Source organism: Actinoplanes sp. NPDC020271 (assembly GCF_044388125.1).
In the GTDB taxonomy this organism is placed as follows: domain Bacteria; phylum Actinomycetota; class Actinomycetes; order Mycobacteriales; family Micromonosporaceae; genus Actinoplanes.
The window spans coordinates 430,357-444,273 of record NZ_JBIRWQ010000003.1 but is presented as its reverse complement, the minus strand read 5'-3'; the positions used below and the strand labels follow the sequence as shown (position 1 = coordinate 444,273).

Genomic DNA, 13,917 nt, shown 5'->3' with positions numbered 1-13,917 from the left:
CATTCATCACAGGACGACCCGGCGACCCGCATCATCGAGAGGGACCGAGAAGACATGAAGAGCGGCATCCACCCGGAGTACACGACCACCGAGGTCATCTGCTCCTGCGGCGAGACCTTCACCACCCGCAGCACCGCCAAGGGCGGCGAGATCCGCGTCGAGACCTGCAGCGCCTGCCACCCGTTCTACACCGGCAAGCAGCGCGTCCTCGACACCGCGGGCCGGGTCGCGAAGTTCCAGGCGAAGTACGCCAAGGTCAACGCCGCGAAGAAGAAGTAACTGCTTCAACGGCGCCCGTCCCGGATTCCGGGGCGGGCGCCGTTCGCATGTGCGTCCGCCGGCGGGAGAGCGTGGGAGATTTCGATGAGCAACGACCGTTTGAACATGCTTCTCGCCGAGTACGCGGACCTCGAGAAGCGCATGGAGGATCCGTCCATCCACTCGGACCAGGCGCTGGTCCGCCGGGTCGGCCGTCGCTTCGCCGAGCTGGCGCCGATCTACACGGCGAACGCGGAGCTGGAGGCGGCCCGCGAGGACCTGGTCGCGGCGAAGGAACTCGCGGCCGAGGACTCGGCGTTCGCGGCCGAGGCCGAGGCGATCTCCGCCACGCTGCCGGCGCTGGAGGAGAAGCTCGGCGAGATGCTGATGCCGCGCGACCCGAGCGACGCCAAGGACGTGATCATCGAGATCAAGGCGGGTGAGGGCGGTCAGGAGTCCGCGCTGTTCGCCGGCGACCTGCTGCGCATGTACACCCGGTACGCGGAGCGCCGCGGCTGGACGGTCGAGGTGATCGACTCGCAGGAGTCGGACCTCGGCGGCGTCAAGGACATCTCGGTCGCGGTGAAGACGAAGGGCATGCCGGAGGGCGGTCACGGCGTCTGGTCCCGGATGAAGTGGGAGGGCGGCGTGCACCGGGTGCAGCGCGTCCCGGTCACCGAGTCGCAGGGGCGGATCCACACCTCGGCGGCCGGCGTGCTGGTGCTGCCCGAGGCGGAGGACGTCGACGTCCAGATCGAGCCCGGTGACCTGCGCATCGACGTGTACCGGTCGTCGGGTCCGGGTGGCCAGTCGGTCAACACCACCGACTCGGCCGTGCGGATCACGCACCTGCCCACCGGGACCGTGGTGAGCTGCCAGAACGAGAAGAGCCAGCTGCAGAACAAGGAGTCGGCGATGCGCATCCTGCGTTCCCGGCTGCTCGCGCAGGCCCAGGAGGCGGCGGACGCGGCGGCCGGCGACGCCCGCAAGGCGCAGGTGCGCACGGTCGACCGGTCCGAGCGCGTACGCACGTACAACTTCCCGCAGAACCGCATCACCGACCATCGGATCGGTTTCACCGCGTACAACCTCGACCTGGTGCTCGGCGGTGAGCTGGACGGCGTGCTGGACGCGCTGGCCGCCGCGGACCGCGAGGCGCGGCTGGCCGGTGACACGGAGCTGAGCCGCCAGCGCTGACGCCGCCTCAGCGCGAGCGCGGGCCGAGGTCGGTGACGCCGAGCCGGCCCGAGCCGGTGCAGAGCAGCCGCTGCCCGACGGCCTGGCAGGTGTCGGAGCGGCCGGGGACCGCGCCGATCAGCGTGGCCCGGCCGGTGTCCGGGTCCCACTCGGAGATCGTCACGCGGTAGGGCGCGCTCCTCGTGTCGCCGAGTGCGAGCAGGCGCCCGTCGTCGAGCGGGACCACCTGCTTGCCGGCCGGCGCGACGCGGATGGTCCGGCCGGTGGCCGCGTCGAGCACCGACTGGGCGTCGGCCATCCCGCGGCTGCCGGTGAGCAGCAGCCGGCCGCCGGGCAGCTCGGTGGTGTTGCCGCTGGGCAGTTTCCACCGGCGTTCCCCGGTGACCGGGTCGAGGCCGCTGGTCAGGTGGGTGTCGCTGACGCAGACCACCGGCCCGCAGTCCTGCACGGAGGTTTCGCCGCTGGTCGGGAAGCGCCACAGCTCGGTCAGGGTGTCCGTCGCATACGCCACCACGGTGCTGTCCGGTGTCCCGGTCAGGATGTCGTAGAACTGCCCGCCGAGCACCTGCGGGCCCCAGCCGTAGGCGGTGGGCGGAGTGACCCGGCGCGAGGCGAGCGGGACACCGTCGGCCCAGCGCAGCGTGGTCAGCTCACCGTTCGTGCTCTTGGCGACGATCCGGGTGGAGTCGCCCGGCTCCTCGGAGACCACCAGGTAGTCCGTGGCCGCGATCGGACGGTCCCACACCGCGGTGCCGTCGGTGGTCCGGACCAGGTGCAGCGCGGTGACCCGGCCTCTGTCGTCGCGGCTGCCGAGCAGTACCTCGTCCGCGGTGGCCGCCAGTTCGTCGCCGGAACTATCCCACCGGACCTTCCCGGTACGGACGTCGACCGCGCGGGTGTCGGCACCGATGTAGGCCGGTCCGTCGGCGGCCTCGTAGCTGCGGATCCTCGCCGGGGCGTAGAGCTGGTTGCTGTCCGGGTCGGGGTTGAGCCACGAGGTGAGCGTCGGATCGTCGGCGGTCCAGCGCACCTGCCCGGTGACCAGGTCGTAGGCGGTCGTCTCCTGCTCGGTCCCGGGGTCGCCGTGAATGACCAGCACGGTGTCGTTCATCGTGTGGGGCCAGTTCTGCGCGCCGATCGGCGTGGACCAGGTCTCGGTGACGGCGGGCGGCGCGGGGCGTCCGGCGCCGTTCAGGGCGAGCGCGCAGGCCCCGGCCAGCACGGCCGCGACCACCCGGACGATGCCGCGGCGGGTCAGCGGACGCGCCGGCTCGGGCGGTTCCTCCGGGAAGTCCGGCGCGCTGACGTCGCCCAGATCGATGATGGCCATGGTGACGCCGATCCTATGCGGCCGGGGCACGTGCCGATCAGCTCAGTGCGTTCACCACGATGTCGTCGGAGCCGCGGCAGAGCAGGAACCGGCCACCGCCCGAGCACGGGCCGACGGCGGGTGACGCGACCGTGCCGATCGGGACGATGCGCCCGGCGACCGGGTCGATCCGGCTCACGACGCTGCGGTCCGGGTCGGCGGCGCTGGCCCGGATCAGGGTGCGCGGGCCGTCGGGGCCGCCGGCCGGGGTGGGCCACCCGGGGCTGGGACGGCCCAGCACCCGGCCGGTGGCCGCGTCCATCAGGACGTGCTCGGGCTGCTCGGCGGTGCTGTAGGCGAGCAGGCGCCCGGCTCCGGCCACGTTGACGCCGGCCCACCCGCTCGTCGACCAGAGGGGCGTGCCGGTCGCCGGGTTCAGCCCGGACAGCTCGGCGCCACTGGAGAGGCAGACGACCGGGCCGCACGGGGTCACGTACGCGCCGCGCAGCGTCCGCCGGTTCCAGAGCTCGGCCAGGTCGTCCAGCCGGTACGCCGTGACCGTCGCCCCGCGCTGGTCGGCCCGGGTCACGAAGAGCCGGCCGCCGGCGACCATGGTGGCGCTGTTGAACCAGTCCTGGCCGGTGGCGACGGGCCGGCTGGCCAAAGGGGTGCCGTCGTCGTAGCGGTACGTCGTGACCGTCCCGGCGGTCGTCGCGACGATCCGCGCCGGGCCGGTCTGCACGTCGAGCGCGCGGGCCAGGGGCCGGGTCCAGCGGACCACGCCGTCCCGCGTGCCGACCATCCGCATCGTGTGCAGCTCGCCGTGCGCGTCCCGGTCGGCCAGCAGCACCGCGTCGGCGGTGGCGTCGACCACCTCACCGGGTGAGCGCCAGCGGTCGGCGCCGGTGGCGGCGTCCAGCACGATCAGCTCGGTCGGGAAGGCCATCGCGGCCGACGGATAGCCCGGCGCGGTGACGAACTCGGGTGGGCCACCGAGCAACACCATACCGTCGCTGACCTGCATCGACGTCACGTCGCTGTAGGGCAGAGGCAGGTCGCGGCGCCACCGGACGGCGCCGGTCGCCAAGTCGTACGCGGTCATTCCGTTTCGCCGTACGACATAGACGGCGTCGGCCGTGAGCGCCACACTGTCCCGCTCGGTCAGGCCGGTCTCCCACAGCCGCCGCACCGGCGCCACCGGCGGCCCGCCCGACGCGGCCAGCACCAACGCGCAGATCAGCGCGACGATCGCGAGCCGGCCCCGGAACCGCATCGGCGGCCGTGACGCCGACGGCCCGGCCGGTGGTGAGCTGAGATCGCCCAGCTCGATCACGGACATCTCAGGTGGGTTTCCGGCTCGCCGCGGCCGCGGCCAGAGCGGCGCTGAGCCCGCGGCCGTTCGTCCCCACCTCGGACCAGCCGGCGGCCAGCCCGATCGGGGTGCCGGGCACCAGGACCTGCCAGTTCTCCGCGGCGGCGGCGGCGCTGATCCGGCGTGACACGTCGGCCGCGTGATGCGGGCCGGCGCCCGGCAGGACCAGGACGAACTCGTCCCCGGCGAACCGGGCCGCGAAGTCGCCGCGGCGCATCACCCGGGCCAGCACGCCGGCGATGCGCTGCAGCACCAGGTCACCGCAGTGCCGGCCGTGCCGCATGTTGACGGTGGTGAAACCGACGATGTCGCAGACCCCGACCGCGGCCCGCTCGCCCCGGGCCAGCAACGCGTCCACGTAGTGCTCCAGCTGGCGGCGGTTGGGCAGGCCGGTCAGCGGATCGGTGAGCGTCTCGTCCCCGTAACGGTGCGGGTCGCGCTGCGTCTCCTGAGCGTCCAGACGGGCGGCCACGCCGTCCAGATACCCGTCCCGGAGCTGATCGATGCGCTGGGAGGCGAGGCGGAACGCGTACCGGTCGGCGGTGTGCGCGGCAGCATGATCACCGGCGCTGGCGTGACAGATGCTGCGTAACCGGGCCGGCTCCGGGGCGCCGAGCACCTCGGCCGAGACCGGGATCGCCTCCAGCATGGTCAGCGCCCGCTCCGGCTTGCCGGCCGCGATGGTCAGACAGACCGAGCCGAGATGCCGCAGGTCACGGGTACGGGCGCTGTCCCCGCCGCCGGTCAGCCACCGGGCCGCGCCCTCCTCGGTCGGCTCACCCAGCGCGGCGCGGCGGGCCAGCGCGTACCCGTAGACCGCGCGGCTGCCCGGGCGCAGCTGGTCGGTGGCCACGTACCGCGAGAGCTCGGCGTCGATGTCGCGCAGCACGCGCAGGCAGCCGTCGGTGTCGCCCCAGTGATCCAGGGAGACCGCGTTGCGCAGCCGGATGCCGGGAGCGGCGAACACCTCCGGGGCCAGGCCGGCGCTCGCGCCCACCTCACGGGCCTGCTCGATCGCGGTCAGCGCCTGGCCGTGAAAGCCCAGATAGGAATACGCCATGGCCAGGTCGTGCCAGCCCCAGGCGGTCTCCTGGTCGTGCTCCGGCACGGCGGCCAGCGCCCGGGAAGCCTGCACCAGGTGGGTGACGCCACGGTCCAGATTGCTCTGCAGGTGGGCGCCGAGCGCGGCGAACGCGTGCATCTGGCCGCGCAGGTAAGGATCCGGCACCTCGCGGACGGCCTCGGCGGCCGCGGCCATCGCGGCGGCCAGCTCGGCGACCCGGCCCAGGTTGATCAGGGCGCCGAAGCGCTGGATCAACGCATACGCCCGGGTGATGGGGTCGGTGCTCGTGGCCAGCACCGCGTCCAGGATCGGCAGGGCCTGGGCCGAGCGGCCGTTCTGCTGCAGGTCACCGGCCCGGCGCAGGTCTTCGACATGTTCCGCGAGCTGGTCCAACCAACCCACCAGGCGCCTCCCAGGGCCTCGGCGCGGTGCTGGGCGACCCGGCCGATCCCCGGCGTGCGCGACGTCCCATGATTATGCCGTGACGCCGCCTGACGAACACCCCCGCCGGATCCGTCTGGCACCCGAGCTTGCATCGGCGACCGCCGAACTCTCCGCGGCCGGGGTGTCCTCGCCCCGCGTCGATGCCGAGCTGCTGGCCGCACACGTCCTGGACGTGTCCCGTGGGCGGCTCGTATTGACCGACAGCATGCGTGAGGACGAGGCCGTCCGGCTGCGCGCCCTCGTCGCCGAGCGGGCGGGACGGGTCCCGCTGCAGCACCTGCTCGGCACGGCCGCGTTCCGCCATGTGGAACTCGCGGTCGGCGACGGGGTGTTCGTGCCGCGCCCGGAGACCGAGCTGCTGGCCGGCTGGGGCATCGAGCGGGTCGCGCCCGGGGCGACCGTCGTGGACCTGTGCAGCGGCAGCGGGGCGATCGCGGTGTCGGTCGCCGACGAGTCCCCGGCCGGGCGGGTGATCGCGGTCGAACGCTCGGCGGAGGCTCTTCCGTGGCTGCGGCGCAACGCCTCGCCGTACCGGGAAATCGTGGTTCTCGAAGGTGATGTGACCGATCCGGATCTGCTGTCCGATCTGCACGGTCAGGTGGATGTGCTGCTCTGCAACCCGCCCTACGTGCCCGAGGGGACTCCGGTGCCGCCCGAGGTGTCCGATCACGACCCGGCCGAGGCGGTGTTCGGCGGGGCCGACGGGCTCAGCGTGATCCGGCCGGTGATCGCCCTCGCCGCCGTGCTTCTCGGAAAGGGCGGATGGGTCGGGATCGAGCACGACGACGTGCACGGGGCGGCGGTCCCCGAGTTGCTCCGGGCCGACGGCCGGTTCACCGAGGTGACAGCCCACGACGATCTCACCGGCCGCCCGCGATACGCGACCGCCCGTCGCGGGTGACGGCATGGCAGACTGCACGTCGTGATGCTCTACGACTGCGCTGCCATCGCTGATCGTGATCGCGGCATCGCCGCGGCCGTCGAGGCGGCCAAGAGCGGTGAGCTCGTGGTCCTGCCCACCGACACGGTCTACGGCGTCGGCGCGGACGCGTTCACCGCGCACGCGATCACCCAGCTGCACCACGCCCGCGGGTCGGACCGTCGGGTGCCGCCACCGGTGCTGGTCGGTTCCCGCCACACCCTCGACGGCCTGGTCTACTCCCTGCCCCGGGCCGCGCGGGACCTCGCCGACGCGTTCTGGCCGGGCGCGCTGACGATCATCGTCGAGCACTCTCCGAGCCTGCAGTGGGACCTCGGCGACACCGGCGGCGTGGTCGCGGTCCGGATGCCGCTGCACCCGGTCGCGCTCGAAGTGCTGCGCGAGGTCGGCCCGATGGCGGTGACCACGGCCAACAAGCTCGGCTCGCCCGCCCCGCTGACCGCTGAGGAAGCCCGCGAGCAGCTGGAATACTCGGTGCGCGTCTACCTCGAGGCCGGTCCCGCGGTCGACCCGTGGCCGAGCACGGTCGTGGATGTGACCGGCGACGTGCCCCGCGTCCTACGGGTCGGCTCCGTCCCCACCGAAAAACTGCGCGACGTGGTGCCCGAGATCGTCGAGGGCGAGGCCTGAGGTGGCGCCGTTCACCGTCCTGCACGTCTGCATGGGAAACATCTGCCGCTCCCCGATGGCCGAGCGCCTGCTCGCCCGGGCCGTCCGGGACCGGGCCGGGAGCGACGAGCAACTGCTCCGCAGCGTCAGCGCCGGCACCGGCGGCTGGCACGAGGGCGAGGAGATGAACCCGCCGGCCGCCCGCCAGGTCCGGGCCCGGCGCGGCTCGGCCGACGGTTTCACGGCCCGCAAACTGCGCGGCGACTTCATCGACGAGGCCGATCTGATCCTCACCGCGACCGCCGACCAGTTCGACTACGTGGTCGCGCTGCGCCCCGGCGCGGCCGCCCGCACCTTCGTGCTCGGCGAGTTCGGCCGCCTGCTGGCCGGCGTGGACAAGGCGGCACTGCCCCCGGCCGAGGCGAAACCCGAAGCGGTGCACCAGCGCGGCGCGGCAATCGTGGAAGCCGTGCACCGGCTCCGCGGCGGCGAGACCCCGCTGCTCACCGACGACCTGGACGACCCGTGGGGCCGCGGCGACCAGACGTTCCAGCGGGTCGGCGACGAAATCGAGGACACCACGCAGCCGTTCGTGGCGTTATTGCTCCCGTGAGCGACCGTGTCGTTCCGCCCGGCGCCGAAGGGCTGCGCCGGGCGGTCGAGATCCTGCGCGCCGACTCGGTCGTCGCGTTTCCCACCGAAACCGTCTACGGCCTCGGCGCCAACGCCTTCTCCAAGCAGGCCATCAGCGAGATCTACCGCCTGAAGAACCGCCCCAGCTGGAACCCGCTGATCGTGCACGTCGCCACCATCGGCGCCGCGCGCGACCTGGCCGCCGAATGGCCCGCCGGCGCGGACGCGCTCGCCGGAGCCTTCTGGCCCGGCCCGCTGACACTCGTCGTGCGCCGGGCGGCACACCTGGCCGGAGTCGGCGCCGACAACGACACCATCGCCATCCGGATCCCCGCCCACCCGGTCGCCCTACGCCTGCTCGAAGCATCCGGGCTGCCACTCGCCGCGCCCAGCGCCAATCGCTCCGAGTCGATCTCCCCGACCACCGCCGAGCACGTCATCCGCAGCCTGCCCGACGTGCCGCTGGTCCTCGACGGCGGCCCCTGCTCCTGGGGCATCGAATCGACGGTCCTCGACCTGACCACGGCCGTGCCGACCCTGCTGCGGCCCGGAGCACTGCCGCTGCGCGCACTGCGGGACGTGACCGGGGCCATCGCCCTCCGCGACACGGAAACCGCCGACGGGACAGCGCGGCCATCACCCGGAATGAGCCGGCGACACTATGCGCCGCGCGCGAAAACCCTGCTCCTGCGGGACTTGAGCGATGCGGACCGGTCCGGCCTGCCGGCGCCTACGGCGATCCTGACGTACGAAGGAGCGCCCGTTCCGTCGTACGGCGAAACGGTCGAAGTCCTCTCCGGAAACCCGCGGGAGTATGCGGCGGACCTGTACGCGGCGCTGCACCGATTGGACGACGCCGGAGCGGGCACGATCCTGATCCAGGAGCCGCCGGAAGCGGAGGACTGGCTGGCGGTACGCGACCGGTTGTCACGCGCGGCGGCCTGACCCGAAGTCATCCACACCGCGCCGCTGTCCACAGCCCCCAAGACGATCGTGCAATCGTGCCCTGAACTTCGCCTCGTGGAGGTGGTCGGCCTCCGGCGCGTGGCAGGCGTCGGCGGGGGAAGCGGGCGTTCGTCGTGCGTTCGCGAGGCAGACGTGCGGCGGCGGTAGGCGGCGGGGCGGGCTATTCTTCGGCACCGCGGGCGATGTTGCGGGCCATGCCGTTGAAGACGATGCCGTGGAACGGCCACACCGACGCCCAGTAAAGATGCCCGGCCAGCCCCCGCGGCAGGAAGACCGCCCGCTGCCGGTAGACCGAGGCCCCGTCCCCGTCCGGTTCGGCGCACATCTCCAGCCAGGCGCGTCCCGGCACGCGCATCTCGGCCCGCAACCGCAGCAGCGAGCCGGGCACGATTTCCTCGACCCGCCACCAGTCCAGGGCCTCGCCGACCCGCAGCCGTTGTTTGTCCCGCCGGCCGCGCCGCAGACCGACGCCGCCGACGAGGCGGTCCAGCCAGCCGCGGACGGACCAGGCGAGCGGGAACGAGTACCAGCCGTTCTCACCACCGACGCCTTCGATGACCCGCCACAGCCGGTCGGCCGGGGCGTGCACCGCCCGCCGGCGTTCGTCGGTGTAGACGCTGCCGCCGGACCAGTCCGGGTCGCTGGGCAGCGGTTCGGCGTCGGCGTCCCGGCCGGACGCGCTGGACCAGCGGGTTTCCACGTTCGCGTCGCGGATCTTGCCGAGGGCCAGGCGCACGGATTCGTCGAAGCCCAGGGGAGGGGGCCCGGGCAGGAGTCCGGCGAGGTCGTTCTCGCGGGCGACCGCTTCGTGGACGAGGCTGGCGACGAGGGGGCGGGCGATCGCGTTCGGCACGGGGGTGACCAGGCCGACCCAGTGGGCGGAGAGCCACGGGCTGAGCACCCGGGTGGGCACGATGATCCGGCGGCGCAGGCCGGCGACCCGGGCGTAGTGGCGCATCATCTGGGCGTAGGTGAGCACGTCGGCGCCGCCGATGTCGAAGCCGCGGTGCACCTCGGGCGGCAGTCCGGCCGCGCCGATCAGGTAGCGGAGCACGTCGCGGACCGCGATCGGCTGGATCCGGTTGTCGACCCAGCGTGGGCAGACCATGGCCGGCAGCCGTTCGGTCAGGTAGCGCAGCATCTCGAACGACGCCGAGCCGGACCCGATGATCACCGGGGCGCGCAGCACCGCGGTCGGCACGCCGCCGGCCAGCAGGATGCGGGCCACCTCGGCGCGGGACCGCAGGTGCGGGGAGGGCCGGTCGCCGGGCGGGGGTTCGGGGCCGCCCAGGTAGATGATCCGGCGGACCCCGGCTGCCCGGGCCGCGGCGGCGAAGTTCGCGGCGGCCTCCCGGTCGCGGCGTTCGAAGTCGCGCTGCCCGAGCGAATGCATCAGGAAGTACGCCACCTCGATGCCCTCGAAGGCGGCCGGCAGGGTGGCCGGGTCACCGAGGTCGGCTTCGACGATCTCCACCTGGTTGGCCCAGGGCACGTCCCGGAGCCGGACGGCGCTGCGGGTGAGACAGCGCACCTGATGACCGGATTCGACCAGTCGCGGCGCCAGTCGCCCGCCGATGTACCCGGTTGCTCCCGTGACGAGACAGCGCATGCTGAGCCTTTCCGCGGCGGATGACCGGAGTGAACCCGTGAGGTTCTGTCCCGCGGATCACGTGAGACAGAACCTAGTTCAAGACTGTGCCCCGAATTGCTCCACTTCAGCCATATGCTCGATCAGGCCGCGTTCACCGAGCTCGGGGAGGCCCAGGTGAGCACCTTCTGGGGACCGGACTTCGCCGCGCTCGAGCGCGACGACCCGGAGATCGCCGCCGTGCTCCTCGACGAGCTTGCCCGGCAGCGGGACACGTTGAACCTGATCGCCGGCGAGAGTTTCACCTCACCGGCGGTGCTGGCCGCGCTCGGTTCGACGCTGGCGAACAAGTATGCCGAGGGTTATCCCGGCAACCGCTACTACGGCGGGTGCGCGCAGGCCGACCGGGCCGAGGAGCTGGCCGTCGCGCGGGCGAAGGAGCTGTTCGGCGCCGACCACGCGAACGTGCAGCCGCACTCCGGGGCGTCGGCGAACCTCGCGGCCTACGCGGCGCTGGCCGAGCCGGGTGATCCGGTGCTGGCCATGGGCCTGCCGCACGGCGGGCACCTGACCCACGGGAGCCGGGCGAACTTCTCCGGGAAGTGGTTCCATCCGATCTCCTACCGGGTGGACCCGCTCACCGAATTGATCGATTACGACGAGGTACGCGACCTCGCGCTCGCCCACCGTCCGAAACTCATCATCTGCGGGGCGACGTCGTACCCCCGTCTGATCGACTTCGCCCGGTTCCGGGAGATCGCCGACGAGGTCGGCGCCTATCTGCTGGTCGACGCGGCGCACGTGATCGGGCTGGTGGCCGGGCGGGCGATCCCGTCCCCGGTGCCCTGGGCCGACGTGGTCACCTGCACCACCCACAAGGCGTTGCGCGGTCCCCGGGGCGGCATGATCCTCTGCCGTACGGACCTGGCGCAGCGCGTCGACAAGGCGGTCTTCCCGTTCGCGCAGGGCGGCCCGATGATGCACGCGGTCGCGGCCAAGGCGGTGGCCCTCCGCGAGGCGGGCTCGCCGGAGTTCCGGGGGTACGCTTCGCAGACCGTGCGCAACGCGCAGGCGCTCGCCTCCTGGCTGACCGCCGAGGGGATGCGCCCGGTGACCGGTGGCACCGACACCCATCTCGCCGTGCTGGATCTGCGCGAGCTGGGGGTCAGCGGCCGGGAGGCGGAGGCACGGTGTGCGGCCGCCGGGATCGCATTGAACAAGAACGCCATTCCGTACGATCCGGAGCGTCCCGCTGTGGCGTCCGGGATCCGGGTCGGCGCGCCGAGTGTCACCTCGCAGGGGCTGCGGGAGGCCGAGATGCGCCGGGTCGCGGAGCTGATCGGCGTGGCGGTGCGGTGCGATCCGGAGACGGCTGCCGGGATGTCCCGGCTGGCCGCTGTCCGTGAGGAGGTGACCGGCCTGGTGCGGCGCTTCCCTTTCTACGTTGACCAGGAGGTCATGGCGTGACTGGTGCCCCGTCGGCGGCACAGCCCGGTGCGTTCGGGGAGCTTCCCGGCGTACCCGAGAAAGATTTCGATCCTCCGCTGCCGGACCTGCCGCCTCTGCCGAAGGATCCGCGCTGGAAGGTCGAGCACCTCGGCTTCATGACCGCGGTCTCGTTCGCGCTGCTGCTCTGTGCCGCGTCGGTGGGTTTCCTGGTCAGCGGCCCGACCGCGGCATTCGCCGCGGCTGCCGGCGTGATGATCGTCCTGGTCAGTCACACCCTGACCACGCTGGTGGTCGCCTGGGCCGACACGGCACGCCCGGCTCTGGTCATGCCGTTAGGAATGTTGACGTATGTCGTCAAATATTCTTTGCTGGGAATTATCCTGGCGGTTGGTGTCTCGTCGGATTGGTCGGGAAAGAAAGCGCTGGGCCTCGGGGTCGTCGCGGGTGTGGTGGTCTGGACCGCGGTTCAAGCCTGGTGGGTGACTCGCCGGACTCTCCGGAAGTGATCTGACGCACGGGCATCGCTCCTGCTCAGCGGAGGTTTGACTGCTCAACTACCACGATTCGGTGATGTGTCCGCTCGTGCCGTGTTCCGTTTTGGCGCGACAGGAGTACCGTGTCCACTCAGTTGCGAGACCCCTGACGCCTGGACAACTGCGGTTGTGCGGGGGGTCCCGCTCATCCTCGTATTTCCGGCTGATATCGTTCGGGCCGTCATGACCGGCCAAGAACCCCCCCACGACAACCGCGGTGACGAAGGCCCTCCCCCGCCCGATACCGGTGCGGGCATGACGGCGGTCACCTACCTCATCGCGGGCATGTTGGTGTGGGGCGGGATCGGTTGGCTGGTCGACCACTACGTCGGCACCCCGGGCATCTTTACCGGCATCGGCTCGGTGCTCGGTATCGGCCTAGGTGTGTACCTCATCGTGCGCCGTCTCGGCGCCTGACAGGAAGGGCCCTGGTGATCGCTCAGTCGGTGGTCCTCGCGGCGGAGTTCCCGCCCAGCGTCGAGGACTTCTACCTGCCCAGCATCCTGCCGTGGAACGTTCACGACAATTACTGGTTCACCAAGATCACGTTCCTGGTGTGGGTGGCGGTCGCGGCGATTATCATCTTCTTCCTGGTCTCGTACCGGAAGCCGGAACTCGTCCCGACCAAGAAGCAGTGGATCGCCGAGAGCATCTACGGCTTCGTGCGCAACAACATCGCGGTCGAGATGATCGGGCCGAAGGGTGTGGCCTTCGCGCCGTACCTGACGACGTTGTTCATGTTCGTCATCCTGAACAACTTCTGGGGCATCGTGCCGTTCGTGCAGCTCTCGCCGAACTCGCACATCGCTTTCCCGGCAGTTCTCGCGGTCATCAGCTACGTGATGTTCATCTACGTCGGTATCCGCAAGCACGGTTTCTTCAAGTACTTCAAGCACGCTCTGATCCCGCCGGCGCCGCTGTTCATCCTGCCGCTGCTGATCCCGATCGAGTTCTTCTCCAACTTCCTGGTCCGGCCGTTCTCGCTGGCCGTGCGTCTCTTCGCCAACATGTTCGCCGGGCACATCCTGCTGCTGGTGTTCACGCTGGGTGGATTCGCGATGATCAGCGCAACCCCGTTGCTCGCCCCGGTGTCGCTGCTGTCCTGGGCGCTGAGCATCGCGCTGACCTTCCTCGAGTTCCTGGTGATCTGTCTCCAGGCCTACGTCTTCACGGTGCTGACGGCGAGCTACGTCCAGGGCGCGCTCGCCGACGAGCACTGATTTTGCTCCACCTGTTCGAGTAACACCCCGTTTGTCGTCCCGCGTGGCAGTCACGCGAGATACCAGGAGGAACTGAGAAATGCCACTCGCCGAAGTTGTTGGTAGCACCGCCGCCATCGGTTACGGCCTCGCCGCGATCGGCCCCGGCATCGGTGTTGGTCTGGTCTTCTCTGCTTACATCCAGTCCACCGCCCGTCAGCCGGAGTCGTCCCGCCTGACCCTGCCGTACGTCTGGATCGGCTTCGCCGTCGTCGAGGCGCTGGCCCTGCTGGGTATCGCGTTCGGCTTCGTCTGGGCTGCCAGCTAATCTCCCTCAGCCCTCGTTGGGAGGTCTCA

General features: G+C 71.4%; 15 protein-coding genes. 11 read left to right on the top strand and 4 right to left on the bottom strand.

Features of this window, described 5'->3' with window-relative positions:
* Positions 1-54 precede the first annotated feature (54 nt).
* Together rpmE and prfA are read left to right on the top strand one after the other, a co-directional pair.
* Positions 55-279, top strand: a complete 225-nt coding sequence (gene rpmE, locus ACH442_RS09340; protein ID WP_221324145.1) for a 50S ribosomal protein L31 — start codon at positions 55-57, stop codon at positions 277-279.
* Positions 280-363: 84 nt separating this feature from the next.
* Positions 364-1,455, top strand: a complete 1,092-nt coding sequence (prfA, locus tag ACH442_RS09335) for a peptide chain release factor 1 (RefSeq protein WP_396337436.1) — start codon at positions 364-366, stop codon at positions 1,453-1,455.
* Between the two features lie 7 nt (positions 1,456-1,462).
* Here prfA and ACH442_RS09330 read toward each other — a convergent pair whose 3' ends face one another.
* The 3 genes from ACH442_RS09330 to ACH442_RS09320 are packed head-to-tail and all read right to left on the bottom strand — an operon-like array spanning position 1,463 to position 5,601.
* Complete coding sequence (locus tag ACH442_RS09330; RefSeq protein ID WP_396337435.1) at positions 1,463-2,785, bottom strand: hypothetical protein; 1,323 nt, start codon at positions 2,783-2,785, stop codon at positions 1,463-1,465.
* Between the two features lie 37 nt (positions 2,786-2,822).
* The gene (locus ACH442_RS09325; RefSeq protein WP_396337434.1) at positions 2,823-4,103 is read right to left on the bottom strand and encodes a PQQ-binding-like beta-propeller repeat protein; all 1,281 of its coding nucleotides are present in this window, start codon (positions 4,101-4,103) and stop codon (positions 2,823-2,825) included.
* Position 4,104: 1 nt separating this feature from the next.
* Positions 4,105-5,601 (bottom strand): diguanylate cyclase domain-containing protein, encoded by a 1,497-nt coding sequence (locus tag ACH442_RS09320; protein WP_396337433.1) that lies wholly within the window; start codon positions 5,599-5,601, stop codon positions 4,105-4,107.
* Positions 5,602-5,680: 79 nt separating this feature from the next.
* On the opposite strand from ACH442_RS09320, the gene prmC reads away from it, so the two are divergent.
* The 4 genes from prmC to ACH442_RS09300 are packed head-to-tail and all read left to right on the top strand — an operon-like array spanning position 5,681 to position 8,770.
* The gene (gene prmC / locus ACH442_RS09315; protein WP_396337432.1) at positions 5,681-6,544 is read left to right on the top strand and encodes a peptide chain release factor N(5)-glutamine methyltransferase; all 864 of its coding nucleotides are present in this window, start codon (positions 5,681-5,683) and stop codon (positions 6,542-6,544) included.
* Between the two features lie 24 nt (positions 6,545-6,568).
* Positions 6,569-7,213, top strand: coding sequence for an L-threonylcarbamoyladenylate synthase (locus tag ACH442_RS09310; protein WP_396337611.1), 645 nt, complete (start codon positions 6,569-6,571; stop codon positions 7,211-7,213).
* A 1-nt stretch (position 7,214) separates the two neighbouring features.
* Complete coding sequence (locus tag ACH442_RS09305; RefSeq protein WP_396337431.1) at positions 7,215-7,805, top strand: phosphotyrosine protein phosphatase; 591 nt, start codon at positions 7,215-7,217, stop codon at positions 7,803-7,805.
* On the top strand, positions 7,802-8,770 hold the full coding sequence (locus ACH442_RS09300; RefSeq protein WP_396337430.1) for an L-threonylcarbamoyladenylate synthase: 969 nt from the start codon (positions 7,802-7,804) through the stop codon (positions 8,768-8,770). The genes ACH442_RS09305 and ACH442_RS09300 overlap by 4 nt, the downstream gene beginning before the upstream one ends.
* 181 nt (positions 8,771-8,951) lie before the next feature.
* Here ACH442_RS09300 and ACH442_RS09295 read toward each other — a convergent pair whose 3' ends face one another.
* On the bottom strand, positions 8,952-10,400 hold the full coding sequence (locus ACH442_RS09295; RefSeq protein WP_396337429.1) for an SDR family oxidoreductase: 1,449 nt from the start codon (positions 10,398-10,400) through the stop codon (positions 8,952-8,954).
* 114 nt (positions 10,401-10,514) lie between these two features.
* Here ACH442_RS09295 and glyA point away from each other — a divergent pair, with 114 nt between their 5' ends.
* The 5 genes from glyA (at position 10,515) to ACH442_RS09270 (ending at position 13,888) form a co-directional block, all read left to right on the top strand.
* A complete protein-coding gene (gene glyA, locus ACH442_RS09290) occupies positions 10,515-11,846 on the top strand; it encodes a serine hydroxymethyltransferase (protein ID WP_396337428.1) in 1,332 nt (443 codons plus the stop codon).
* Positions 11,843-12,334, top strand: a complete 492-nt coding sequence (locus ACH442_RS09285; RefSeq protein ID WP_396337427.1) for a hypothetical protein — start codon at positions 11,843-11,845, stop codon at positions 12,332-12,334. The genes glyA and ACH442_RS09285 overlap by 4 nt, the downstream gene beginning before the upstream one ends.
* Before the next feature lie 282 nt (positions 12,335-12,616).
* On the top strand, positions 12,617-12,778 hold the full coding sequence (locus ACH442_RS09280; protein ID WP_239175333.1) for an AtpZ/AtpI family protein: 162 nt from the start codon (positions 12,617-12,619) through the stop codon (positions 12,776-12,778).
* On the top strand, positions 12,775-13,581 hold the full coding sequence (gene atpB / locus ACH442_RS09275; RefSeq protein ID WP_396337610.1) for a F0F1 ATP synthase subunit A: 807 nt from the start codon (positions 12,775-12,777) through the stop codon (positions 13,579-13,581). The genes ACH442_RS09280 and atpB overlap by 4 nt, the downstream gene beginning before the upstream one ends.
* A gap of 79 nt (positions 13,582-13,660) precedes the next feature.
* Positions 13,661-13,888, top strand: a complete 228-nt coding sequence (locus tag ACH442_RS09270) for a F0F1 ATP synthase subunit C (protein ID WP_396337426.1) — start codon at positions 13,661-13,663, stop codon at positions 13,886-13,888.
* Positions 13,889-13,917: the final 29 nt, after the last annotated feature.